The sequence below is a fragment of the Paraburkholderia sp. A1BS-2L genome (assembly GCF_051125205.1).
GTDB lineage: Bacteria > Pseudomonadota > Gammaproteobacteria > Burkholderiales > Burkholderiaceae > Paraburkholderia.
Genome location: NZ_CP120429.1, coordinates 830,230 through 854,801 on the forward strand (window position 1 = coordinate 830,230; position 24,572 = coordinate 854,801).

Consider the following 24,572-nt stretch of genomic DNA (forward strand, 5'->3'; position numbering starts at 1 on the left):
CAAATTTCATGATTGCCCTTACGCGCTTCACCGAGGAAGTAAGATGACGCTCGACGACTTTCGCGCGGTGATCGAAGTTCACCTGATGGGAGCGGTCAACTGCACCAAGGCCGTATGGGAAAGCATGCGGGAACGGCAGTACGGCCACATCGCGATGACAACGTCCTCGTCGGGGCTGTACGGCAATTTCGGGCAATCGAACTACAGTGCCGCGAAGATGGCGCTGGTGGGCCTGATGCAGACACTGGCGATCGAGGGCGAGCAATACAACATTCGCGTGAACTGCCTTGCTCCGACGGCCTGTACACGCATGCTCGATGGACTGATGTCTACCGACGTCCTCGAAGCACTGTCGCCCGCGTCCGTCAGCCCCGCGGTCGCGGTACTTGTCGGCGAAGAGGGCCAGCCTGATGGGTTCAATGCGAGGCTATCGCCCCGAGCGGAACGACGTTGTCGAAAGCGCGCTGAACATCGACTGCAGGCGCAGTAGTTTAAGGGGCAACTCTCAGGGCATTGTGGCGACTGTGAGGATCGCCTTCACGGCTTCATCCTCGATACCTTTGATATCCGACGGGAAGCGGTTGCGCTGAGGAATCAACACGAGCAGCCCCTCGATTTGCCCCGTTATGAGCGCGGCGCGGCGCGCCAGTACGCTCGGCGACAACTGCGGGTTCACGGCCGCGACGAATCCGCTGATCATGCGGCGCTGGAACAGATACGCGTCTTCCATGCTCTTGCGCGCGAATTCCTGCATTTGGGCGAGCGCCCAAAAATTGACAAAGAGACCTTGGATGCGTGGTTGTTTGCCGTCTTCGATGAGCAGGCGGACAAGCTTCTCCAGCCGTTGCGCGGGGGTGAGCGACGCGTCGGTGCGAAGAATGTTGTCGTAGTTTCTCGAATACTCCGCGGTGGCCTCAGTAATGAGCGCCACAAAGAGGTCTTCGCGTGTGGGGAAGTAGTGCTGCAGATTCGATAGCGACAGTCCCGCACTGGCTGCGACCTTTCGCATGCTGAGCCCGCCGTAACCTTCCGCCGCAAAAATCTCTATGGCGCTCGCAAGAATTCGCGCAACGGCGTTGCGCCCGCGGCCCGTCAACGTACGCGTCGTATCGCCGGTTGGCGGCTCCAAAGACGCGTCCCGGCGACCATTTTTCGAGCCACTTTCGTCTGTCATCGGTTTCACGGCCATGGGGTTAGCTTCCTGAGTTGAGCGGCAAACGTCATGCTTCCGTTTGTAATGTTGTATTGTCGGTCACGTGACCTCATCCTGGCAAGCGGCTGCTTGACTGCCCTTCAATGCCGAACGCCGTTTCAATTCGACTTGAACCGAGGTCGGCAACTCGTGCCGTAACGAAGGTGAACAGCGAGACCGCGTTGCCAGCTTGACGTCCAGGTTTAACGCGTCTGACGGTTTCGAGGATCATGGCTCGGTGGGCTGGCATGCCGTCGCCGGGGCGGTTCCGATGGTCCGCATCCGGGTGGTGAATCACGGATCTGCGTTCCGGGCGCGCCATCTTTCCGCTGAAAGCCGAATTTAGGGTCGTTCGACCTGGATTTGTGCGCCTGAAAGTGTCGCGGAGCGTGGCTGCGGAATCCGTTCACGAGCCTGCACGCGGCACCGTTGACGCTCAAGATGCGAAAGCGGACATCAGCGTCGAATCGCTGGCGGCGAACACCGCAGAGAAAGACATCGCGAACACCGTCGATACGGTATCGGGTCGCTCCGGCGCACCGCTGCAATCGCACGACGCTGAAGCAACCGCCACGCACATGACGGTGGCAGACAATCGCGGCGACGCAATCTCTGCGTCGGTCTCGCCAGGCGTCACGGATGCCCGTCGCTACGATGACAGAGATCGATCCATACTCTGGCTCGGCGTTCAGCGCGGCGTTGCGGTGGCGTGGGAGCATGGCTCTTCAGCCGCATGAAACTTCAGACCTCGACCTATCAAAACATCCGGATTCCTATAAAACCTGAACTTCGCACGACTCCGCAACGCGATGGCTGCCGTCCCGGCAATATGCCAACCCTGGTCCGAGAATTCAGCGCCCTGCTCTGGACGAACTGTCGTCGCATCACGTCCGGTCGCATAGAGAGCAACCGAAACGGCGACAACTCGCTCTACATCTCCGCAGGCATCGTAGTCGCTTTCTGAGCAGCCAAGCCTCCATCAGGATCTGCCTTTCAAAGTCGAAACGCATGCCGCAGTTGTACGGGGGAGCGCCCCCGCTCCACGCCTTGCCCCGCGGTTCAGTGGGGTGATCACATATTTCTCGTCCACGTCACCCCTTCCAATGACGACACCATTCTGAAAGCGAAGGGTTAACCATGATCGACCATCAAAAAACGCCATGTTAACGTCCGATCATGCGACTTGGTCAAATGACCCTACTCTTCGTGAGTATGCCATCTCACCAGAAACCTCGGCGAGGGGCTCTATGTCTGCCGCGTCCGGAACCATGTCATGAATCGCTCGGAGGTCGCGACAGGAAAGTTGCGCGTGTTCCATCGACTAACGTAAAAGGACCGCATGACACAATGCCAACGAAAACAAGTCAAACGACCAAGTCACTAAGTCAACTTGATGTCTGGATTACCACCCAAATCAGAAAGCGATGCCGCTTCTGATTTAACCGTCTACGCAACTTTGAGGCAAACATGAACGCAAATATTCCGAACATTCAGGACTCCCTTCCCACCGTCCCCAAGCAGACCAGCGCACAAGAGATCGTGTCGCTCATGAATCAATACGGCGGAGTCCGGATCAAGGATTGTCTGACCCCGGAGCAGGTCGCGAACATCAATCGCGAGGTCGATGGTCCGCTCGAGCGGCTTCGCGAAGGGTCGTCGCACGAAAACGAACTGATCAAGGAATTCCACGGCACGTATACCAAGCGCCTCACGAACATGGTCACGCACAGCAAGACTTTTGGAAACGTGCTGGACGACGAACTCTTTCATGAGCTCGGCGAGGTGCTCTACCGTGAAGAGTCCGGCGATTGGTGGCTTTCGACCGCGCAGGTCATCGACATCGGCCCCGGCAACACAGCGCAAATGCTGCATCGCGATGTCGGCAATTTTCCGCCCCTTTGTGCTCTCGGAGTCAAGGGTCCCACGGTGTTTACCAACCTCATGATTGCCCTGACGCGCTTCACCGAGGAAAACCGTGCCACCCGAATTATCCCGGGGAGCCAAAACTGGGACGAGGACTACTTCGACAGCAAGGGCACGCCCGAAATGACCATTGCCGCCGAGATGGATGCCGGCGACGCTTTGCTGTTCAGCGGAAAAGTGATCCACGGTGGCGGCGCGAATGTGACGAAGAACGAGCGCCGACGCGGGCTCACGCTGCCGATGCAACCGTCCTATCTGACTCCGGAGGAAGCGTATCCCTTCATCGTGGACATGGACACCGTAAGAGGCCTGTCGAAACGCGTTCAGCGAATCATCGGCTTCCGCTCGCAATATCCCGCTGGCACGCCGGGCCTGTGGCAAGTCGACTACGACGATATCGCAACGCACCTCGGTCTCTGAGCCACGACAAACTCACCACCAGCGAGAAACCCATGAAGATCGACCTGACGAATCGCGTTGCGACCGTGAGCGGTGCCGGTGCCGGTCTCAGTCGCGAGCATGCGCTGTTGCTTGCCCGGTTGGGGGCAAAGATCGTGGTCGACGATCTGTGCAGCGACTTGAACGGCAGACGAAAACCGCCATTCAAGCGTGCGACGCAATGATGCAGCGTTCGTGGCGCCAGGCTAGACGGTGTGTCGGCACGACGCGGGGGGATTTTAAAGGGTGCATTCCTCAGATTGGGGCATTTGAACACATAGTCATTTGACTTAGTCAAAATAATAGAATGCAAGTCCGATGTTGTACAAACGAATTTTCACAAGGAGTCGAGCATGGACAGGTTGGCGAAGAAGGACGAGTGGTTCGCAAGAGCCGAAAAGGTCATCCCTGGCGGCATGTATGGTCACCAGAGCGTCAAGTACTTGACTGAAGATTTTCCGCTGTACTTTGCCAAAGCGAAAGGTACCCACCTCTGGGACGTCGACGGCAACAAGTACATCGACTACGTGTGTGGTTACGGCACGAATCTGTTCGGCTACGGCAACGAGCAGATCGAGCAAGCGGCGGCCCTCCAGTTGCAGAAGATCGACACGGCGACGGGCCCCAGCGAGGTGATGGTTCAGCTTGCCGAGGCACTCACGCAACAGGTAAGCCATGCCGATTGGGCGATGTTCTGCAAGAATGGGTCAGATGCCACGTCAATGGCCATGGTGATCTCGCGCGCCTATCGCGAAAAGCGCAAGATCCTTGTTGCGCGAGGCACGTACCATGGTGCCTCCCCGTGGAACGTGCCCTATACGACGGGGATTACCAAGGAAGACCGGGCTCACGTCGTCTACTTCGAGTACAACGATATCGAGAGTCTCAATGCCGCTGTCAAGAGCGTCGATGGTGACGTAGCGGCCATCTACGCAACGCCGTTCCGGCACGAAGTGCTCTACGATCAATTTTTCCCGTCGATCGAATACGCCAAGGAATGCCGTCGCCTCGCGGATGAGCAGGAAGCGCTTCTGGTCGTCGATGAGGTCCGTACGGGGCTGCGCCTGTCGCGCGACTGTTCATGGTCGGACTGGGGCGTGCACCCGGACCTCAGCTGCTGGGGCAAGGCCATTGGCGGCGGCTACGCGATCGCTGCGGTTCTCGGTTCGGATAAGGCACGAGAGGCTGCGACGAATATTTTCGTCACGGGCTCCTACTGGCTCTCGGCTGTGCCGATGGCCACGGCCATCGAAACGCTGCGCCTGGTACGAGAAACTGACTACCTCGAGCACACCAAGCGGTTGGCGGACAAGCTGCGCGCCGGCATCGCCGAACAAGCCGAGCGGCATGGTTTCGAACTCAAGCAGACCGGGCCGAGCGTCATGCCCCAGATGCTATTCGCCGGTGACGACGAGCTCGTGTCGCGTGGCCGGGCGTGGACTTCGGAAGTCATCAAGAATGGCGCCTACCTCCACCCGTGGCACAACATGTTCTTCACGGCGAGCCACACTGACGAAGACATCGCGCGTACGCTCGAGGCGACCGAAGCGGCGTTTGGCACAATCAAACAGAAGTCGGTTGCATTGAACCGCCTGGATATCCTGGACACCGTGCAGCGTTAGTGCCAGATGTTTCAAGAACCCTCAGCCTACGGCCGAAGGCTGTATTGCCGGGCGAATTTGCCCGGCGTCAAAACCCTGCGCGTCGGTTGGAGCCGGGCCTCATGGTAGTTCCGGCACACCTCGATCTCGCGTTTTTCCGCTGCCAATCCAATGACTTGAGCCAGTGCAAGTTCAAGCACTCGCGCATTTCACGGCACGCACGCTAAGTGGCTTCGACCATCAAGTCCGGCTTATTGCCCCGCTGACCTCCCCCCCCGGCGATGTCCCACAGACAGTTGAAGGTTGGGACAGCGGGTGCGGCATAGATTAGGCAACCGTTCGATCCTGGTCAATGTTCGTTGAGGGCGGACGCTTCAGCCCCGCTGCGAATATCCACAGCTCGCTCGCGCCGAGGATCTTGTGGAAGTTCTTCTCGGCCGCCATGAACCCGGCTGCCGCCCAGTACAGCGCCATGTCGGCATCGCGATAGCACGCCACATGGCCTGCGACACGGAGTACGGCACAGTTCGGATTCCCGATGATGTTGGTCGTGGACAGCGCGCGCATGAACGCTGGCGTCAGGGCCCAGCTCATTCACCGTGAACGTCTCCTCCAGCCCCTCAAGCAGCGATGCCGAGGTATCCGGGTAGTCGGACTGCAGCCACGCCGCGTGCGTCTTGAGTTTGGCCATGCCGTCCCTAGCCGGCAGCTCGTAGGCCGCCTTCATGATCAATGCGGTTTACGAGATGCATTCTTTGGGCTGGCGTGCTCGAGGACGTTGCGCAGTTTGTGCGTGCGGCAGCGCTGCACGTGGGCACGCTCGCCAAAGAGTTCCCCGATCGCAGAACCCAGCGCCCTGGAACCGTCGATCACGAACAGGTAGCGGCGCGCGCTTATCTGACGCCCGCGCAGTTCGGCCGAGCGCTCGATGCAAAGCAGCGGCTTTTTTACCTCGGACTCTAACTGCGATACATGCCGTGCTGTGTGGCGCCGTCCACGACGTGCGGATGATCCTTCGAAAGCTGAGGCTTTTTACGCGCTGATTCTTGCCGTCTTGCTCAACGGTCGGATAGTTGCGCGATCGGTTGCGTGATGCCGCCGAGGAGCAAAACGAATTGTTCAGGGGTGGCTACTTATGGGTCGCCCTCCGATCAATTCCCGTAATCCAGGCAATCTCCCGCTGACGTTTGTCCGCGGCGATGAGCGTGGCGATGGTTGTTTGAAGATGCGGCTTCAAGACATTCACTCCAACACCCCCATCTTCTTCATTCGAGGGGTGCAAGGTAACGTCCTGCCAGACCGCGCGAGCATCATGCTCCGCGTGTCTCCAGTTGGGGGATTTTGTAATACCCACAGGTGGGGGAATTCAGTACGATGGAGTGAATGCGGATTGCGCACCACTCCCGGAACATCTTGATGGCCCGGTTGCGCGGTCACGGTGCCGAATCGGTGTACCAGTCCGCAAGCATCTGCTCGACGAGCACCTTCCGGCTACGCTGAATCCAGCGCTTGCCAGACCGGTCCAGATCATCGACCTCGTTCGAAGGGATCAGAAAGGCGATGGCTCCTCCTGTGCATCCGCGAGTGGACGGTGGGGTTCGCCGGAGCCGGGTCCGCTGCGTTGATGCACGCGACGAACGGCGCCTTCGGAACTCCGCAAAGCGCAAGTCGCACTCATTTCAGCACAACAAAATCGAGCCGCATAAGTCAGTTTCCTGCACGGAAGATCGTCGGTTGGACATTGGTGAAGTTCGGCACATCGCCGACCACATCGCCTGTTCTCGCAGAAGAGAGGGCGGCATCGATTCCTGCCTGATCGTTGAAACGCAGTACCGTTACGCATGCAAAGGGCTGTGGACCTGACGCCGGAAACAGAACCTCCGCTGAATGCAGGTCAAACTCGCCCCACACGGCTCGTACGAGCGGGACATGGGTCCCAAGATAGTACTCGCGATCAAATGCCAAACCCTCTACAGCGGGATAGCTCACGATTAAAGTAGCCATATCTATTCTTCTGTATGAAAACACTAGGATATTTCGGCGGTGGCAGGACAATCACCACGGATTTTGTTCCAGGCTGCCAAGGGTATAACCTCGATTTAGGTTCTTTTCCTCTTCCCGCGCGCGCTCCAACGCACAATAACTGTAATACAATGAAACGGACATGTAAGACCATGAAAGCAGCGCGAATATATAAAAAATCATGTGATCGTCGTCGCCAGGTATATGGTAGAAGTCATAGGTGCTCGCAATAACCTGCGTGGATATCAGCGCCAAGATCACGCCCACAGCGTTACGCTTCTCTCCAACGCTCAGCAACCTCTCGACAACGTAGACGAGGTAAACCGAGAACAAGGACCACGTCACCAGATAGAAATACGGCTTAGGTTCAACCATGAAACCTGCTGTCCACACCACAACGGTTCCCGCCAGTGCGCCCACCATATACACGACATCAGCGAAAATCGATGGCTTATAGCGATGCGTAACGGCCATCATGCCCACGACGGTGATAACTGGTACACCGAAGCCTCTGGAAAATGCATCGCAAAAGAGTGAAATACTATAGAAGACGTGCCTTCCGGTTAAGGCATTGATCATTAAATTCGTCGCCGAGAACGTCGTAATCACCCACTCAAGCCCGAGGAGGCAGTTGCGTTTCTTGAGAAACTTCACGCCATAGACAAGGGAAGTCGCTATCAGCGCAAGATCAGCAAGGCAAAAAAGATGGAATTTCAATTCCATGACAAATTCTAATAACCATGAAGGATTTTATTAACTATTACGCTTGCCCACGTTGGCGCCAATTTTTTCATCGCCATCTCGACGCGAGATGGCGATGCCGATATATGTTGGGTTCGTACTTTGCCTTACGCGTCAAGCGATAGCTGCGCGGGAATGCGTCGACTGAACTGTCGGATCGCAACGCTGCTCAGAAAGATCGGCACAATAAGCAACCCGACGGAAAGCCAGCCGACCGCGTGCAAACCAGCCACACTGAACACTGTGCCCGCAATTGCAGGACCGACCGCCAAGCCAAGATTGATTGCTGACGCGCAGGTCGCAGTGCTTCTCCCGCTAGAATCCATGTGAGCGAGTGACGCAAACATATAGGGGCCAACCAATGTTGCGCCTGCACTGATGAGGGCGGTTGACACGAGAAATGCCCACTTGCCGCCCACGCAATACATTCCCAAGCTACATCCGATCAGCAGGACGAGTCCAAAAGCGATCGGCTTGAACAAACCAAAACGATCACCTAGCCAGGCGACCACTATCCCCACTGGCAATTGGGCGGCAGCATTTACCATGAACAGAATGCCGAGTTGGTCTGCTTCAACGCCCCGAGTTGCGGCAATCTCTGCGGCGAAACCGAAGAGGGCCGTCTGCGAAACGTAGAGGAGAAATGCGCTCGCCAGAATCCCTCGGACCGCATGGGACTTGATGGCTTCCCTCGCGACACCTTGCTCGTTTGCATTGATGGCCGGATGCATAAATGCACCGATAAATAGCGCTATCGCGAGAATTCCGAGTTGAACTACATCCACTCCGATATTGCCAATCTTCGCATTTACGATTGGCACGATATACATCGCGAAGGAAAATATTATGGCCATAGATTGTGCTACCTGAGCCGTAACTTTCTCGGGATGTTTAACATGTGCAATTACCCCGTACGCGCAAACACAGCTGACACCCAAAGCGATTCCAAAAATTAATTTTGCAGCAGCAAAGATATAAAAGTTATTTGAAAACATTGCGCACGTTGACGCAATAGCAATCGCAGCAGCAATAACCGCACCCGATCTCTTGTTCAGCGTCGCCAAGCGCCGCCCCGAAATGATGATGGAAAGGGCAAGACAGAGAAGTACAGCGGAGGCAAGCCACCCAGCACAACTTTCGGAAAGCTGGAACCGCGCCATTGACTCTTCAATGTTGAATGGAAGCAAGTAGGTTGGCGTCCAGACTACCGCCCCCGTATAAAGCAGAGCAATTTTTCGGATTCCCTTAATTTCATAATTCACGATCTACTCCTTGTCGCTTACACGAATGCGAGATCGCGTCGAGGCGTACAAATCGCCCTCTTGCCTGCATCCGTACCTGCATTGTTTCGAAGAATTCTTCAACCGATCGAAAAATCGTCATACCAAACTTGCCCGCCCATCGCCAGCCGAAATATCGGTGGATTTTGTAATTCTCAACCAGTCAATATCGAAACCGACATGGGAATAGATGATACGCATCGAATGCTGGCGTGGAATAGCCACCCCATGGACACGTATGTTCAGAATGCGCATCCCACCCTTCCATTCTCCTTCCAGTGCGGCCCCGTAACCCGAGATTGCCTGTGGTGCAATCACGCCATCAATCGTAGCGACGTGCAGGACCGACAGTCGACCCCGGCTAGCGAGCGCCGTACACTTAAGGCTTACCTGGTGGCCTGCAATACTGACCACCCCACTTTCTCAGCACAGACGCGCGCCTGTCGACCGACTCCAGAAATGGTCCCAATCGAGCACGATGCCTTTAGGTGGTGAGCTCCCAATTGTCACCTGAAAAACAGGCTAATACCCCACCACCTACGGCGTCCGTTAATCGAAATGTCCGACCTCGAGAAAATCCTTCATTTTCAACAGTTCATTCGGATCCGACATTTGTCCATCACGCTCAACAAAGCCTGCAAACGTGGTTCCGTACGTCCAACCGAGCAATCGCTGCAACTCTTCCGGGAAACTCTTCACTCGTTCAATGGGCAACGTGAGGTATTGATTCTCTTCCTGTCGAAGGATCGCCAAATCATAAGACATCGTCAGACCGGTTCTCGGTGCATCGCTAGTGTTCTTCCCGCCACCGTGATAGGTGGAGCCAATGAAGAAAAGAGCGTCGCCCGCAGCCATCACTGCGGGGATGGCTTCCTCTTGCCTGGGCATGCGCTCGTCATCCCACTTGTGGCTACCCGGGATGACAACGGTGGCTCCGTTTTCCTCTGTAAAATCAGATACCGCAACCATGACCTGAAACCTGGCTTCACGCCCATAGCTTGGGTGGCGCCAAAGCCACACGGAGTCGTCACGATGCAAGGGCTGAAGACCTTGACCCGGTCGGATCTGAATGGCTTGCGTAACACCCACCTGAATATCCGGAGCTACGTCGATCTGGTTCTCACCGCTCCAGATCTTGATCGGTGTTTGCAGAATACCGCGCGCCGCGCCCAGATAGAGCGGATGCAAAGCGACCTCGGCCATCCAGTCAGTACGCGCGAAGAGACGCGACATTCGCCGCGTCTGCGTACCCGAGAAATACTCATCTACTCCGTTAGGAGCCGACTCAAGCATGTCAAAAAGCGTACTTCTGATACGCGCGAGCAGGTCAGCGCCGAGAAAATTTTTGACGATTGCGCCACCATCCTGCCTGACTGCTTCCACAAGGTCATCAGGAGTACTGTTAATTGAAAGGCGCTGCAATGACATGACGACTCCTCAAAAGAGTTGTTAATGGTTAAATAATGCAGCGAATCCTCGGTCACCACCACCCAGTTCGATGGACGACAGAATTCGCTCGCGTAGCGCCTTCAGAATTCGCGGCGGTTGCCCGATATCTTCCTGCGCCTGCTGGAAAATCCCGGTAGCCCGGGCATAGACGCGTAGGTCAGCGCCCCCAGCCTGATAATCTGAAGCTGCAACTGACTCGAACAAACCTTCGATGAATTTGCTCTGGCCTGCGATATAGGTCGGAATTAGGTCACGTAGTTCGTCGACTGAAACGCCTGAGTTCACTACGAACCGGAGTCCCTCCAGGAAAGCTGCGCCAGCACCAAAAACGAATGTCCCTGTTAGCCCAATATCGAGCACATTCGGAACGTCGGATCTTGCACTGATGTACGTGGATTGCGGTGCGATTTTCCGAAGAATGGGTTCAGCATCGCGCCAGATCTTCTCATCGGCACCAAACAGGATCACTGCATTCTCGGTGCCGATATCGGGTGGGAAGCACTGAATTGTCCCGTTGACAAATTTTGCTCCAACACCACTCACGATTTGATCCAGCGCCTGGACCTCGGATGGGCGCCCCGTAGCAAGATTTACAACTGTTTTTCCTTTCAGGCGCTCGCCCAATTCCTTGAAATCCGCTGCGAGATCAATCGGCGTCGCAGTAACCACGATGACTACGTCCGCCTGACCACAGGCTGCCGTGGCGCTATCGGCAGTTCTGGCTCCCAACTCCTGCATGCGTTGCGCCTTTTCCGGTTTTCTGTTCCAGACGACGACTTCCGCACCATCTTCAATCAGGCAGGCGGCAATGGCAGACCCCATAGCCCCTAATCCCAAGACAGCAATTGCTTTTTTCATTCGCGTACCCTTATCGTTGACCACGTTACCTGGAGATATCCATCATCATGCCTGGCTCGAATAAATCATATGACTTGGTCAATTGACAATAAAGCAAAGGCCATGCCAACCGGTTCCACGTATTCGTCTTCCCCCTGCATTGCGGCTAACGCGTCCTCCTGTAGTGGGACGCGCGCCCGGTAGCGGGGAATCAACTGCACCAACTGATGCTCAAAGGTCAAGTAGTGGTGCAAGCCAACAAACTTGATCAATTGACCATGTGCCCGCAGCCCAGAGTTTATGCCTCAAAAACACAGATGGAATACGGGGTTTCCATTAGCCCTATGATGAGGGCTCCAAAACCAAGGCAACTGCACCAATTTCAAGGGGCGCATGACCGCCCTTTCACGCTCCCACGCCAAGTCGTCGCATCTGTGCTCCGTCTGGGGAAAGAACATCAAAACGGGAACCTGGCCGATGCGTGACAAACGGAAACTGTTCGATGTGCCGGCCCGATGACCTATGAATGAATCCGCCCGTGGTTCGCGAAGCATGCTGCCACTTCGCGTCGACTCCGTGGCGTTTGCTCAGGTACAGCGACGCATCGGTGGCCGCAGTTTTGGCGCCGGGATGAAATGGTTCCGACCGGTTGCATTGTTACCCGCCGACCAGTTCCCGTACTCGGCGCGGAACTCCGCGGACATTCCTGGCAAACTCCTGCCAACTGCATTTCTCTCGCCGCCATAGCGTCGCAACATACCTGCAGGCCAATGCCATGCCGTTGATTACGAAATGCCGTCCATCGTCATGTTAATATCGGGGCATTCGATTACCCTGCCCGGGTACCCCCTTTAAACTAAGACATGAAACGGAGCTCTAGCCTATGCTGAGAGTACGGGCTGAAGTCCGCCGCCAGGACCTCGTAGCGGCCACAGTCGCGGTTATTGCAGAACACGGTGTGAAGGGGGCCACGACCCGTCGCATCGCCGAGGCCGCGGGCTGTCCGCTAGCTTCCCTGCACTACGTTTTTCATTCAAAGGACGAGCTATTGCTGGCTGTCTATGAAACGTTGATCGATTCGATCCGCTCGGATAGCCCAGACGCTCCGGAACACGGCACCCTGTCCGATCTTGCGGACTACAACCTGCGCGCGGTAATGGCCTGGTTCGCGGCAAACCCGACTTACGCGAAGACCCAGTCAGAATTGTTTACGTGGGCGCTCAGACATCAGCCCGATATGGCCATTGGTGCCTTTCGTTTAGCCCTGGAAGGTACCCGCACCAACCTGGCCGCTGCCGAGCCGCGTGCGGATGCCAAGGCCCTGGATGCCATCGCGCGGCTGATCATTATTCTGGTCGACGGGCTGCTTTTCTCATGGTTTGCCCAGCAAGATCCAAAACGTCTGGCCGCTGATGTCGACCATGCCAGCAGGATGTTGGTCTCCTATGCGTCGGCACTTTCGGCCTCTAACCCTACCGTCAAGAGCACCCGCAAGTTAGTGCGGAAGTAGCAAGCTGCTGCCGCCTACTCCGAGGCACTGAACCTCACTGCGGCAACGTCCGCAGCGTCTCTTCATAATATCCGTGTCGCTCTCGGCGTATCACGTCTGCGACTTCCTGCCATGCGCCGCCCCACCTGCAAGCATCTGCTCACAGACGCCCTGAGGGACTATTACTCGTGCCCAACCGCGACAGGCGGCGCTCAGAACGCTACTCAGCGCTTCGAGTCGCTAACATAACTGTTCTACAAAACCGCGACCCGGCACCGCTGGAATCGCGTTAAGCACCGCCTCAAACACTTTCGAGTCGCGCCGGTCGGTGCCTGTGACCATGAGTACCAGCGTGATACCCGGCCGGTCTACTGCGATATGGCGCTTGCTGCCGAGTTTGCCCCAATTGGTCGGGTTCGTCCCCGGCTGTTCGCCCCCGGGGCTGGCCAAGCTTGCGCCATCGATGCTCGCACGGCTCCAGTCAACGGCATCGCATCCACGCAATCGCGTTAGCAACGCCAGATGCAGGGACTCCCACACGCCGCGTTCTGCCAGTCACGCAGCCGACCCTAGCACTTCATGCCACTGCCGAAGTCCATTTCCATCACAGTTCCTCCCATGGAATTCCTGTGTGCAGCACGAACAAATGCCATTGAATGCTGAAATGGTCATCTATCCAGGGACGTCCGCTTTTTGCCGAGCATGACCGCTCTGGCAGCGACGGCTCAAGCGTCTTCCACAATTCTTTACTGGTTCTCTGTCTTGTCATCCAACATCAAACGTTTACCCCCTCGCTTTCGGGTAATATATTTAGTTAGCATATCAAAGTAAAATGCCGAACACGCATACCCCGGCTTCCGTTACCCGGTAACAACGCGAGCCATCAAGGTGTGGCGAATTGAGCGCTTACGGACATCATGCCCACTTCCAAAATCGCGTCGCTGATAGTTTCACCCCCGCTCAGATTCCGGACACGCTCTGGCGTGGTTGAGGCGATGACCCCAAGTCCACCTATCGGGCGATCCAGGTCAACCGCGTACGCGATATCGACGCGTTCGCTACGGCGCGCGAATACCTCCCACGGGAACGCTGATCGGAGCGCAAACCAACAGTGTCGCGAGCTTGATGTTCGGCCCGCAGGCGCAGTCGCCGAACATCGACCTCATGTTCGAAATGATGATAGCGATCCGGTGAGCAGGTCAGCCTTCGCGTGGCCGTCCACCCTCGGTTTGGCTAGCGCATTCGCGAGTTTGAAGACCGATACCGCATCGTTCAACACCCGCGCCTGCTCTTTGAGGGCCTGCGCCTCTTGTGCGGACTGTTCCACCAATACGGCGTTCTGTTGCGTCACCTCATCCATCTGAACAATCGCTTGATTGACTTGTTCGATGCCGCGCGTCTGCTCTTCCGAGGCCTGCGCAATTTCACCGACGATCGACGAAACTTGCTCAATCGCGAGTTTGACCTCGCCTATCGTTTCCCGCGCCTGCGTCGCCTGCTTCGCGCCGTTTTGAATCATCGCCACTGACGAGGCGATCAATTCCTTGATTTCCTTCGCGGCGGCGGCGGAACGCTGAGCCAGACTGCGAACTTCGCTCGCGACCACGGCAAACCCGCGGCCTTGTTCGCCGGCGCGCGCCGCCTCGACTGCAGCATTCAGTGCAAGGATGTTCGTCTGAAATGCGATGCCTTCGATGACGGTCGTGATGTCGGTAATCTTGTTCGAACTCCCGCTGATTTCCTCGATCGTGCCGACCATGTGTCGCACCGCCTCGTTACCTGCATCGGCCATGCTCGTGGAACGAGTGGCCAGCACGTTGGCCTCTCGCGCGCTATCGGCATTGTGCTTTACCGTCTCCGTCAATTGCGTCAAGCTCGTCGCGGTTTCCTCGAGCGATGTGGCCTGCTTCTCGGTTCGGGCCGACAAATCCGAATTGCCGATGGCGATTTCGCGCGATGCCACGGCCACCGATTCAGCGATGTCCTTGATGCCGCGCACCGTGTCACTCAATTGGTGCCCCATCCGATTCAGCGCTTCGAGCAAATCGCCGAATTCGTCGCGTGCCTGCGTCGAGATTTCATTCTCGAGGTTGCCGTCGGCAATTCGATTCGCCACAGATAAGGCCTTGCCGAGCGGCTGCGAAATCGCGCGCGTCAGATAGATCGAAACGCCGGCTGTCAATGCAATGCCGAGAACCACCAGCGCGATCGCGATCCATAAAACGCTTTGATAGGTCGACCCACTATCCACCACGAACTGCCTGGCCCGTGCGAGATGCAGCGCGGCGTCCTCCGCTAATACGCCCGTCAACTGCGTTCCGATCGGAACGAGTTTTTTGATGATGGGAATAGCGACGTCATCGTTGCCGGTGTTCAAAGCGTCGATGGCGTCGTCCGTGACATGCGTAAATTGCGTAAGCAAATCCCGGATCTTTATAGCAAGATCTCGCTCCCTGCTACTACGGATTCCCTTTCCGTAGTAGCTATTCCATGCTTCGTCGATACGCGCCTGATCGGCACGAATCGCTTCAATGGCATCGCGCGTGACAGCAGGCTCAGCGAACATTTCGATCCGAGCGATTTGAAGCGTGAGATCCGATTGCGCTGCGCGCACTTCCGATAGCTCATTGATCGGCACCACATGCCCCGAGAAGGCGTTGTTCAGATTCGCATTCAGCGTGTAAAGCCCATAGAGCCCGAACAACCCGATCGCGGAGAGAAGAATCACACAGATGCTCGAGCCAAACGCGACCTTCAACTTGATGCTCGTAGCAATATTTTTCACTTCGGCCCCCGTTAAGACTCGCTAACCAAACCTTTCATCCGAAAGCGAGGGGTAAACGTTTGATGTTGGATGACAAGATAGAGAACCAGTGAAGAATTGTGGAAGAGCTCCCGACTTCAAAGGCATCGCTTGCTCGACAGCAATTTCATTGCACTCGTTCATCGATATCTTCACGTTGGCGATAACAACACCCGTGCCATCCCCTACGCACCGACCTTCGATTTCCCACCCACAACTCGCTTCGTCGCCACCAGCAATTTTATCTGCATTCCTAGTTAAATACGCTTGATCTGCCTGCGCTCGTCGCCGGAGTGATCCCTTCTTCCTTCCACACCTGTTCCAGAAGCAAATAATTCCCCCGATTGCGCGCCCGTGCCGCGGCACTGGGAGGATAGTCACCCCAGCGCTGCAGAAGCATTCCCTCCTCTCCGGCCTGCAGGAGCTCGGCACGAACTTGCGCCCGAGTCTTGCCCGGCGCCGGGCCGACGCTCGCAGCCCGGCGCACGTCCGCGCGAGCCGTTTCAGTCTGTGCGCCCGTGTCGACCGGCCCTGCACTCGATACCTGCACGGAATGCTGAATCGACTGCTCCGGGGGAAGCTAATCACCGGCGTGCGCCTTAGCCGCAACCGCGACGGAAATCAGCAGAGTTGCGAGCCCGGCCCACGATGGCATCAGCATTCATGTCGCACTCCTATTGCATAAATCTGCTAGTTCGGTCGCCCCCCACGTAATGCGCTATCACTTCGCTCCGGGAGTGTCGAGCACCCCATCCTGAGAAAACAACACCGGCTTGCCAGTGCGATTGAACAGCGCGGCCGTGAGCGTCGCGCGATCTTCGCGCTGATGGACCTCGAACGACGTGCTGCCCTCGCGTTGCCGGAACACAAGGCCATCAAGTCCGACGCCCATCAGTCCGCTTTTAGTCGCCACAAGATCGGTGATCGAACTCTTCGTGCCAGCGTTCAGCGCCGTCCACGTTGCCCCGCCGTCGCTGCTCTGGTACAGGCTGCCGAGCAGTCCGCCCACGACGATTCGCCCGTCGGAGAGCGCTACACCGGTCCATAGCGTGCCTTTGCCGCCCGTAGCCTGATAGCTCCAGTTCGCGCCGCCATCCGGCGACTTGAGCACCATCCCTTGCTCCGAATCGATGTAGAGCGCGCCCTGTTTGTCCGCAAAAATGTGATACAGGTTGCGGTCTGCCCGGCCGCTGCCCGGAGGCTTGGGCACCGTCACCTTCGTCCACGTCTTGCCGCCGTCGTGCGTGGCGAGCATCAGCGACCACAGACCCACTGCCATACCGTTTTGCGTGTTGGTGAAGAACACGGAGAACAGTGGCTGATCCACCGAAATATCCATGCGCTGCTTTTGCCACGTCTCGCCACCATCGTCAGTCGCGAGAATCACGCCCCACTGGCCAACAGCCCAGCCGTGCTGCGCGTCCGTGAAAGTGACAGCCGACAGCGTTGCCGAGACCGGCACCTCACGCGCTTGGCTCCATGTCTTTCCCTCGTTATCCGAAATGACTATGACACCGTGCTCACCCACCGCGACAATGCGCGAACCGGCGCGCGCCGCGTCCATGAGCATCATGTGCGCCGGGGCGCTCCACGCATGCGCGGGTTTGGCTGCCCAGTCCGCTACTCCACCCTGCGGCTGTGCGAAGGCCGCCGCACTCGCGCACAACGCCGCGCAGGCAACAAACGTCTTGATCATGATTTCGTCTCCAGACATCAATGGCTGAACAGGCCCGGCGCACGCGCCGGCTTGCGACGCGGGAACCAGCGCTCCAGCACCGAGGCCAGCGCCGGCAGCGCCGTCATCGCCATCAGCAGGTTCACGAGGAACATGAACGCCAGCAGCTTGCCCATGTCGGCCTGGAACTTCAACGCCGAGAAGCTCCATGTCGCCACGCCGATCGCCAGCGTGATGGCGGTGAAGATCGTCGCCACGCCTACCTCCAGCATCGCGTGCTGCACCGCCTTGACGATGTTCTGACCTCCCGCGAGATGCACCTGCAACCGGTTGTAGATATAGAACGCGTAGTCCACGCCGATGCCCACGGCGAGCACCATCACCGGCAACGTGGCCACCGTGAGCCCGATCTGCAGTTCCTTCATGAACCAGTATCCAATGAAAGTCCCCACGGAAAGCGGCAGGCAGCATGCGAGCATCGCGCGCCAGTCTCGATAGGCGAGGAACACGAGAATCAGGATGGCCGCGTACACGTACAGCATCATCGGTAGTTCGCTTTTCTCGACCTCCTCATTGGTCGCGGCCAGCACGCCCGCATTGCCTGCCGCGAGCCTCACCGTGATGCCCGGGAACGGATGCGTTGAACGGTACGTCTTCACGTCGTCCAGAATCCGGCTGATCGTCGTGGCCTTGTGGTCGGTGAGGAACAGGTGTACCGCCGTCATACTGCAGTCCGTCTTCATGAAGCCTTTCACCCGGCTCGCGTCCACCGACACCGCCCCATAATTCTCTGAGTCTATCGGCACGACATTCATTTTCGGGTAGTCCTCGTTGTAGCCCTGGTTATAGCGGCGCAGCATCGCCGAGTACGACTGCGCCGACACCACACCGGGCTCGGTACGCATCGCGCTCGTGAAGTCGTCTTCGTACAGGCCGACCGCGGGGTTATCGCAGCCCTTCTGCGCCGACTCGATCGCGACCGTGAGCCAGTCGAGGCCGATGTCGTAGCTCGAGGCGATCGACGTGGCATCGCGGTTGAAACGCGCGTCCGCACGTAGTTCTGGCGCACCCGGCTGCAGCGTGCCGATCACGCGGTCGCGGCTTTGCCACGCGGCGAGTGCGAACACCACCAGCGTCAGGGCCACGGTCACGCCTGCATAGCGTGGCTGCGCGATGCGCGCGAGCCCGCGCAGCCACGCCGAGCGCCGTTCGCTGCGCTTGAGCGCGCTGTCCGCATACGCTTTCGTGAAGTTGAAGCATGAAGCTGCGACTGGGAGCAGCACGAGATTCGTCACAATCTTGTACGCGACGCCCAGCGATGCCGTGATGGCCAGCTCGCGCACCATTGGAATCGGAATCAGCAGCAGCGTGATGAACGAAACGAATGCCGTGATCAGCGCCAGTACGCCGGGAATCAGCAGTCCGCTGAAGCTGTGGCGTGCCGCGTCGAACGAACTATGGCCGTGCGCAATCTCGCGCACGATGAAGTTTACCTGCTGCACGCCATGCGAGACGCCGATCGCGAACACCAGGAAGGGCACGAGCACGGCCAGCGGATCCAGCCCGAAGCCAAGCAGCCTGAGTGTGCCGAACTGCCAGATGAGCGACGTCAGCGAGCACGAAATCAGCAGCACCGTGAAGCGCACCGAATGGCAGTACCAGTAAACCGCGAGCGCCGTGAGCAGGAGCGCAATGCCGCAGAAACCGAGCACGGCCGTCGCCCCATCGGCGATGTCGCCGATCTGCTTGGCAAAGCCGATAATCTGCACCTCATAACCAGCATCCTCGAACGGCTTGCGGATCTGCGCTTCGAGCAGATGATTGAACGCCACGTAATCGAGCACCTTGCCGTTGCGGTCGCGCTCGTTGAGCTCGGCCGTGATCATGCCGCTGTCTTCGTTGTGCGAGACAAGCGTGCCGACATAGCCGCCGAGCGTGGTCGCGCGGCGGATCTTCGCGACAACGTCGGACGTGAGCTGGTCGGGCGTGATCGTGCCTGAGATGATCGGCTCGGCGCGAAAGCCCTCGTCGGTGATCTCGTTCACGTAGGCGTTCGGCGTCCACAACGACTGCACGCCACCGCGATCGACGTTAGGCAGGTACGTGACGGCCTGGGTCACCTTGTACAGACGCGTAAGACCCTCTTTCGTCCAGATCGGGCCCTTGCGTGCACGCACGACAACGGTGATCCGGTTCGCTCCGAGCAGGTCCGAACGGTACTTCTGGAAGGTCTGGATATATTCGTGGCCGATCGGCATCTGCTTTTCGAAGCCCGCATCCATGCGCAGTTGCACGGCGAAGAACGCCATGACCGCTGTGAACAGGCCGATGCTCACGAGCACGGCCATGCGGTGACCGAAGAAGAACCGTTCCAGATTTTTGACCAGGCGATTTAACACGGCATTTTCCCTTCAAGTGATTCAATAGCGTACAGAATCCGCGATCAGAAGTTTCGCGTGACGAACATTCCGACGAAATTCCGGTCTGCGTAAGGATTGCCCACGGTGTTGTGCCCGCCCCAGAACATGGTGTAATTGATTCCCGCCTGCCAGACGGCGGGATTCTGGTTGAACAGCACATAGAGGTTCATCGACTTCGCACCCTGCATGTAGTTGGCGCTCAACGTTGGCGTATAGCCGTACAGGCTATCGGCGAACGTGATGCCCGGCGTCACCTGCCAGCCGGGAATCAGCGTGCCGTCGTAGGTCCAGTTGAAATCGACGGTCGCGCCCACCGAACTCGAGGTGCCCTGCGCCATGCCGATCGGGTAGCCGAGACTCGAACCGTTGTTCAGCCAGGGCATGTAGCCCGCCTGCGGCACCTGCGTTACCGTCTGGCCATCGACCGTGCGCGTGACGCCACGCTGGCTCAGGCCGGGATAGTAGATCCACGTGAGCTCCCAGGTCAGCGTCGCCTGGTCCGCACCAATCAGCTTCAGGAACGGATACTCGCTGCGCGTTAGCGCCAGAATGCCGTTGACGTCGTATTGCAGCTTCTTCATGTCTGCCCACTGCTGGCAGTTGACACCCTGTACGCCATTGGTGTTCAGATCGAGCGGGCCGCCCACGCCATAACAGCTCGACAGCGCCACGGCGTCATGCGGCCGGTACGACAGCTCGGTGCCGATCGCCCAGTTGCCGATGCCGAAGTTCGCGCTCGCGCCAAAGAGCTGACGGTTCTGCAGATACGACCAGCCCAGTGTGCCGTTGGCCAGCGATGAGAGCACCGGTGATTTGTCGGTGTAGTTCTCGTAATAGACCGCGAAGTTCGCATCGAAGGAGCGCGGCGAATAGTTGAATTTCATGCCGAACTGGGGATGGTACTTCGACGGCGCCTGCCAGTTGACAGGCAGGCCAATGTCGTTAAAGGGCGGCCCCGCGTAGGCACCGTTAACGAGGCCCGTATTGATGCCGTTGAGCACGTTCTGGTTGCCACTGCTGGAGCCCGCGATCGTACCCGCGCTGGGGCCGTACACGTTCAGATTGGCGGTGCTCACCGTAAACGGATCGGTGCCGCGGCCCAGGCTATTCGACAGCGACCAGTACGAGCCAACCGGTGGATAGCGGTTGCCGTTCCACTGAAACTGATAGTAATCCTCAGTACTGAAACCATGAGAAAGATCGGCAGCAAAGCTGATCATCGGCGCGGGCAGAAGCGCCTGCTTCAATTGCGAGCCTGGAACCAGAAGCTTCTGCACGTCGAGCGAGTTGGTGGCGTTGATGCCGCCCATCGCGAACATGCTCTCGCCCCAGTTGATCACCTGGTTGCCAAGGCGCACGTGAGCGTTCTGCCCTTTGATCGTGAAGTCCTTCTCGCCCCACAAATCGAGCAGCTGTGCGTCGTATACGACCTGTGCCGAGGCCGTGCTCGACAGCGGCGTTCTGTTCGTATTGCCGGCGAGGAAGTCGTACATGCCTGTGCCGCGGATCATGAACTTGAGCCCTTCGCTCGGCATCTTCAGCAAGAGCTCACTCGTCGCGCTGATGGAGGTGCTGAAGGGCTGGCCCTTCCGGTAGTTCAGGTCACCGTCGTCGCCCGCGCCCCATTGATTGGTGTTGGCCCCCGCGCCGCAACCGAACGAGTTCGGGTCGCCCGTGAGCGAGCAGCTAGGGTTTTTGGTGCGGATGCCTGCACCTGCCGTGAGGTTGGTAACCCACGAACCCGTGAGATCGTTCAGGCCTGTCTTGAATTCGTAACCGTACGCACTCGTTGCAGCCGTGCCGAACATGGCCAGCGACGCCGCAACATATCTTCCAATGATCTTCGTTTTCATCCGTCTCCCCTGCCGTCACCCTTTATGCCGACGCGCACCACCGGCGCGCGTCGGTCCCCTGCATTTGCGTCGAACCTCAGCGTTCGCTCACCGAGCGCAGCGATTCGGCCGTGAAGAAGTCTGTCTTGAAGCGCGGATCGTTAATATGCTCATACCAGTGGATGTCCTTGCCCTGACCAACTGATGAGGCGTCGAACACATAGCGTCCGTTGTTGAGGTCATACTGCACGAAGGGCTCGTTATCGCAGGCACCGCCAAGCTCCCAAACCGGAATCGGGTAGCTCTCGCGCACCTTCCAGAGTTTGCCCTGTGCGTCATAGTCCTCGCCGACGAGTGCCAGCCAGCTGTCCTCGTCCAGATACAGGATCTTTTTCGAATCGACGTGGCGCGCCGTAGGCTTGAGCGTTGCCTCGACCACCCAGACGCGATGCACCTCGTAACGACGATGGTCGGTCGCGATGCCATTGGGCGTGGCGACGTCGTGCAGCTTGTCTTTAAAGGTGTACATGCCGAAATCGTCGTAAGGTACGATCATTTCCTTCTTGCCTACGAGCTTCCAGTTGAAGCGGTCGATGGAACCGTTGAACATGTTGGATTCGTCGATCAGATACTGGTTTTCGTAGCCGATCAGCGGTGCATCGTGTGTATAGGCCGGCATGCGTCGCACGCGCCGCTGCCCGGGAAAGTAGTAGTAGGTCTCCGAGTCCTTGTCGAAGTACTGGCGTTGCACGAACGCCTGTCCGGCCAGTGCCGCAGGTGAGTCAACCTCGAAATACGCGCCCTGGCTGAACTGGTCGACGTCCTGCGGCGCGGTCTTGCCATCCTTGCCCGCCGGGAAGTAGAAGACCTGCGGGCCGACGCTGTCGATCCAGTCATTACTGCCCGGGCGTGGGGAAATGACCGTGACACCCGGCGCCCACTCGGCGCCTTCGCCCCGGTAGCGCGTTTCGTAGTTCAAGATCGCTTCGGCACCGCTCTTCGGCTGCGGAAACGCCACGCCCGGGAATGTCGCGGTCTGGATCGTCTCGCCATTCGAAGCCAGCTTCGCCGTCGTGAGATTCGCCGTCGAATTCCGCTCGGCGAATTCCGGCAACTGGCATTCGCGGTGGGACGGATAAACGTCCATGCGGTAGCCCTTCAACTGCTTGACGAGCTGGACCTGCCCCGGCGACAGTTTGTCGGCGTATTTGTCGACGTTCGACGCATCGATCGTGTACAGCGGCTTTTCGTTCTTGTGCTTCCAGAAGTCGCCGCGGACCTTGCCCCATTCCCAGCCTGCTGGCATGGCTTCCCGGCCGGCAAAAGCTGGCACCAGTCCGTCCTTGCTGGCCGCGCGCTCGGCGCCTGACGGCGTGAGGTCTTCCGCCATGGCTGCAGTTCCAATCACAAGACACACTGCGGCCGCGATCACGGACACGGCCCTGATATTTATCTGCTTCATCATCGTTCTCCTTTCCATTTCTCTCGCTTTGCGGCCTGCACGTCCGGCCGTCCGAGGTGCGATATCGCCGATGGTGGTTTCAACGTAGATCGTTGCCACTCGGCGCCAGACCCAGTCCTTGCCGGAACCGGCTGCCGACCGAAGCTCGACACACTTTACGTCCGGCACCGTTAAGGAGTGCCGGACAGGCTTTTCCCGCATTCTCGATGGCTACAGCTATCGTGCATGCGTCAAAGCCGGCACGGCTAATCTGACCGGATCGACTCTGTACGCGCGTCGCTTGTGATGGGCTCCCGGCTTATGCCGGGACAGACGTGAAGTATTCAGCTGGCTGCGAATGCCACCCTGCCCAGCGCTTCTCCCAGTAGAGGTTATGGATCTTCTCGGAGATCGGGCCGGGGCCGTTGTGGTCACCAAGGCGCTGGTTATCGACGGAGCTGATGGGCATGATTCCGCCTGCAGACGAGGAAGTGAATGCTTCGTCGGCCTGGCGCAGCTGGGTCGCGGTGTATTTGCCGATGTTCACCTTGATGCCAAGCTCGGCGGCGATATCGAAGACACTCTGGCGCGTGATACCCAGAAGACAGCCTTCAGCAGGGGTATAGAGCTCGCCGTTCTTGACGAAAAAGACGTTCGCGCCGGCAGCTTCGGTGAGGTTGTCGCTTTCGTCGACGAGAATCGCCCAGTCCTTCTCTTGTTGCATCGCCTCGAAGAGAGCAAGCTTCATGTCCATCCAATGGAAGTTCTTGGCCGTGGGATCCACCGCCTTTGCGGAAATCCGGTTGTACAGCTTGCTGATCAACAGGTTCGAGCCGCGCGTGCGGACCTCGTCGTCCGCCTGGAAGAAGAACGGCACGGCAAAGGCAAACATCGCATTCTTCATTGCACTGCGGTCACGACGGTCGACGCTCAGGGGGCCGCGGGTGACGCACCACCAGACGTACGCATCCTTCAGGCCGGCGTTTCGCACGAGATTGTGGAGAATTTCCCTGACCTGTTCGCGATTGAACGGATTCTCGAGGAAGAACTTCGCCGACGACTCTTCCATGCGGGTGAGGTGATCGTCGAGCCGAAAGAAGTTGCCTCGTGAGACGGTAACGACATCGTAGGCAGCATCGGCATGCAAGAACCCCGCGTCAACGAGCGGGACGGTCGCTTCGGTGATGGGGACATAGTTGCCGTCGCAGAAGGCACTGCCACCTTCGTAGCGGGATTCATGCGGGGCACGAGCATGCAATGGGTGCTCATGCATGATCTGCTGTACTTGAATAATTGCCATGGTAATTACCTTTCGCTCTTGAAGGAGAGTTGTCGTTCGACGTTGACATCTAAAAGCGACCGAATCGCGGTTCGCCACTTTATGGATTGCTTACTTCTATTTGGCTATCCGGGATGGAGTCTACTACTT

General features: G+C 57.9%; 19 protein-coding genes and 5 pseudogenes. 6 read left to right on the forward strand and 18 right to left on the reverse strand.

Going from position 1 to position 24,572, the window contains the following annotated elements; translation table 11 throughout:
• Nucleotides 1-37: 37 nt before the first annotated feature.
• A pseudogene (locus P5W98_RS18540) lies at nt 38-400 on the forward strand (SDR family NAD(P)-dependent oxidoreductase); the annotation flags it as partial.
• A 105-nt stretch (nt 401-505) separates the two neighbouring features.
• Here P5W98_RS18540 and P5W98_RS18545 read toward each other — a convergent pair.
• On the reverse strand, nt 506-1,189 hold the full coding sequence (locus P5W98_RS18545; protein WP_421026591.1) for a TetR/AcrR family transcriptional regulator: 684 nt from the start codon (nt 1,187-1,189) through the stop codon (nt 506-508).
• A gap of 392 nt (nt 1,190-1,581) precedes the next feature.
• Here P5W98_RS18545 and P5W98_RS18550 point away from each other — a divergent pair, with 392 nt between their 5' ends.
• The 4 genes from P5W98_RS18550 (at nt 1,582) to P5W98_RS18565 (ending at nt 5,175) form a co-directional block, all read left to right on the forward strand.
• Complete coding sequence (locus P5W98_RS18550) at nt 1,582-1,929, forward strand: hypothetical protein (RefSeq protein ID WP_421026590.1); 348 nt, start codon at nt 1,582-1,584, stop codon at nt 1,927-1,929.
• Nucleotides 1,930-2,659: 730 nt separating this feature from the next.
• A complete protein-coding gene (locus P5W98_RS18555; protein WP_434718531.1) occupies nt 2,660-3,535 on the forward strand; it encodes a phytanoyl-CoA dioxygenase family protein in 876 nt (291 codons plus the stop codon).
• A 32-nt stretch (nt 3,536-3,567) separates the two neighbouring features.
• A complete protein-coding gene (locus tag P5W98_RS18560) occupies nt 3,568-3,738 on the forward strand; it encodes a hypothetical protein (RefSeq protein WP_421026588.1) in 171 nt (56 codons plus the stop codon).
• A gap of 168 nt (nt 3,739-3,906) precedes the next feature.
• On the forward strand, nt 3,907-5,175 hold the full coding sequence (locus P5W98_RS18565; RefSeq protein ID WP_421026587.1) for an aminotransferase class III-fold pyridoxal phosphate-dependent enzyme: 1,269 nt from the start codon (nt 3,907-3,909) through the stop codon (nt 5,173-5,175).
• A 26-nt stretch (nt 5,176-5,201) separates the two neighbouring features.
• On the opposite strand, the pseudogene P5W98_RS18570 reads toward P5W98_RS18565, so the two are convergent.
• From P5W98_RS18570 to P5W98_RS18605, 8 genes and pseudogenes are all read right to left on the reverse strand, one after another.
• A pseudogene (locus P5W98_RS18570) lies at nt 5,202-5,356 on the reverse strand (IS3-like element ISBcen22 family transposase); the annotation flags it as partial.
• Between the two features lie 125 nt (nt 5,357-5,481).
• Nucleotides 5,482-6,039: pseudogene (locus P5W98_RS18575) on the reverse strand (transposase); the annotation flags it as partial.
• An 822-nt stretch (nt 6,040-6,861) separates the two neighbouring features.
• Complete coding sequence (locus P5W98_RS18580; RefSeq protein ID WP_421026586.1) at nt 6,862-7,158, reverse strand: EthD family reductase; 297 nt, start codon at nt 7,156-7,158, stop codon at nt 6,862-6,864.
• Between the two features lie 51 nt (nt 7,159-7,209).
• On the reverse strand, nt 7,210-7,899 hold the full coding sequence (locus P5W98_RS18585; RefSeq protein ID WP_421026585.1) for a hypothetical protein: 690 nt from the start codon (nt 7,897-7,899) through the stop codon (nt 7,210-7,212).
• A 125-nt stretch (nt 7,900-8,024) separates the two neighbouring features.
• Nucleotides 8,025-9,179, reverse strand: a complete 1,155-nt coding sequence (locus tag P5W98_RS18590) for an MFS transporter (RefSeq protein ID WP_421026584.1) — start codon at nt 9,177-9,179, stop codon at nt 8,025-8,027.
• Nucleotides 9,180-9,296: 117 nt separating this feature from the next.
• The gene (locus P5W98_RS18595; RefSeq protein WP_421026583.1) at nt 9,297-9,515 is read right to left on the reverse strand and encodes a hypothetical protein; all 219 of its coding nucleotides are present in this window, start codon (nt 9,513-9,515) and stop codon (nt 9,297-9,299) included.
• 231 nt (nt 9,516-9,746) lie between these two features.
• Entirely contained in the window at nt 9,747-10,625 is an 879-nt protein-coding gene (locus P5W98_RS18600) for a phytanoyl-CoA dioxygenase family protein (RefSeq protein WP_421026582.1), read from the reverse strand.
• 21 nt (nt 10,626-10,646) lie between these two features.
• Nucleotides 10,647-11,504 carry an NAD(P)-dependent oxidoreductase gene (locus P5W98_RS18605; RefSeq protein WP_421026581.1) on the reverse strand — a complete coding sequence of 286 codons (858 nt, stop codon included), beginning with the start codon at nt 11,502-11,504 and terminating at the stop codon, nt 10,647-10,649.
• An 862-nt stretch (nt 11,505-12,366) separates the two neighbouring features.
• On the opposite strand from P5W98_RS18605, the gene P5W98_RS18610 reads away from it, so the two are divergent.
• Nucleotides 12,367-12,993, forward strand: coding sequence for a TetR/AcrR family transcriptional regulator (locus P5W98_RS18610; protein ID WP_421026580.1), 627 nt, complete (start codon nt 12,367-12,369; stop codon nt 12,991-12,993).
• 246 nt (nt 12,994-13,239) lie between these two features.
• Here P5W98_RS18610 and P5W98_RS18615 read toward each other — a convergent pair.
• The 9 genes and pseudogenes from P5W98_RS18615 to P5W98_RS18655 form a co-directional block, all read right to left on the reverse strand.
• A pseudogene (locus P5W98_RS18615) lies at nt 13,240-13,741 on the reverse strand (transposase); the annotation flags it as partial.
• 393 nt (nt 13,742-14,134) lie between these two features.
• Entirely contained in the window at nt 14,135-15,757 is a 1,623-nt protein-coding gene (locus P5W98_RS18620) for a methyl-accepting chemotaxis protein (protein ID WP_421026579.1), read from the reverse strand.
• 114 nt (nt 15,758-15,871) lie between these two features.
• Nucleotides 15,872-16,020: pseudogene (locus P5W98_RS18625) on the reverse strand (electron transfer flavoprotein subunit beta/FixA family protein); the annotation flags it as partial.
• A gap of 8 nt (nt 16,021-16,028) precedes the next feature.
• Entirely contained in the window at nt 16,029-16,325 is a 297-nt protein-coding gene (locus P5W98_RS18630) for a DUF4148 domain-containing protein (protein ID WP_421042705.1), read from the reverse strand.
• Nucleotides 16,326-16,496: 171 nt separating this feature from the next.
• Nucleotides 16,497-17,471 carry a WD40/YVTN/BNR-like repeat-containing protein gene (locus P5W98_RS18635; RefSeq protein ID WP_421026578.1) on the reverse strand — a complete coding sequence of 325 codons (975 nt, stop codon included), beginning with the start codon at nt 17,469-17,471 and terminating at the stop codon, nt 16,497-16,499.
• A 17-nt stretch (nt 17,472-17,488) separates the two neighbouring features.
• Entirely contained in the window at nt 17,489-19,849 is a 2,361-nt protein-coding gene (locus tag P5W98_RS18640; protein WP_421026577.1) for an efflux RND transporter permease subunit, read from the reverse strand.
• A 44-nt stretch (nt 19,850-19,893) separates the two neighbouring features.
• The gene (locus P5W98_RS18645; protein ID WP_421026576.1) at nt 19,894-21,723 is read right to left on the reverse strand and encodes a DUF1302 domain-containing protein; all 1,830 of its coding nucleotides are present in this window, start codon (nt 21,721-21,723) and stop codon (nt 19,894-19,896) included.
• A gap of 76 nt (nt 21,724-21,799) precedes the next feature.
• The gene (locus P5W98_RS18650; RefSeq protein WP_421027065.1) at nt 21,800-23,182 is read right to left on the reverse strand and encodes a DUF1329 domain-containing protein; all 1,383 of its coding nucleotides are present in this window, start codon (nt 23,180-23,182) and stop codon (nt 21,800-21,802) included.
• Between the two features lie 280 nt (nt 23,183-23,462).
• Nucleotides 23,463-24,443, reverse strand: a complete 981-nt coding sequence (locus tag P5W98_RS18655; protein WP_421026575.1) for an aminotransferase class IV — start codon at nt 24,441-24,443, stop codon at nt 23,463-23,465.
• Between the last annotated feature and the right edge of the window lie 129 nt (nt 24,444-24,572).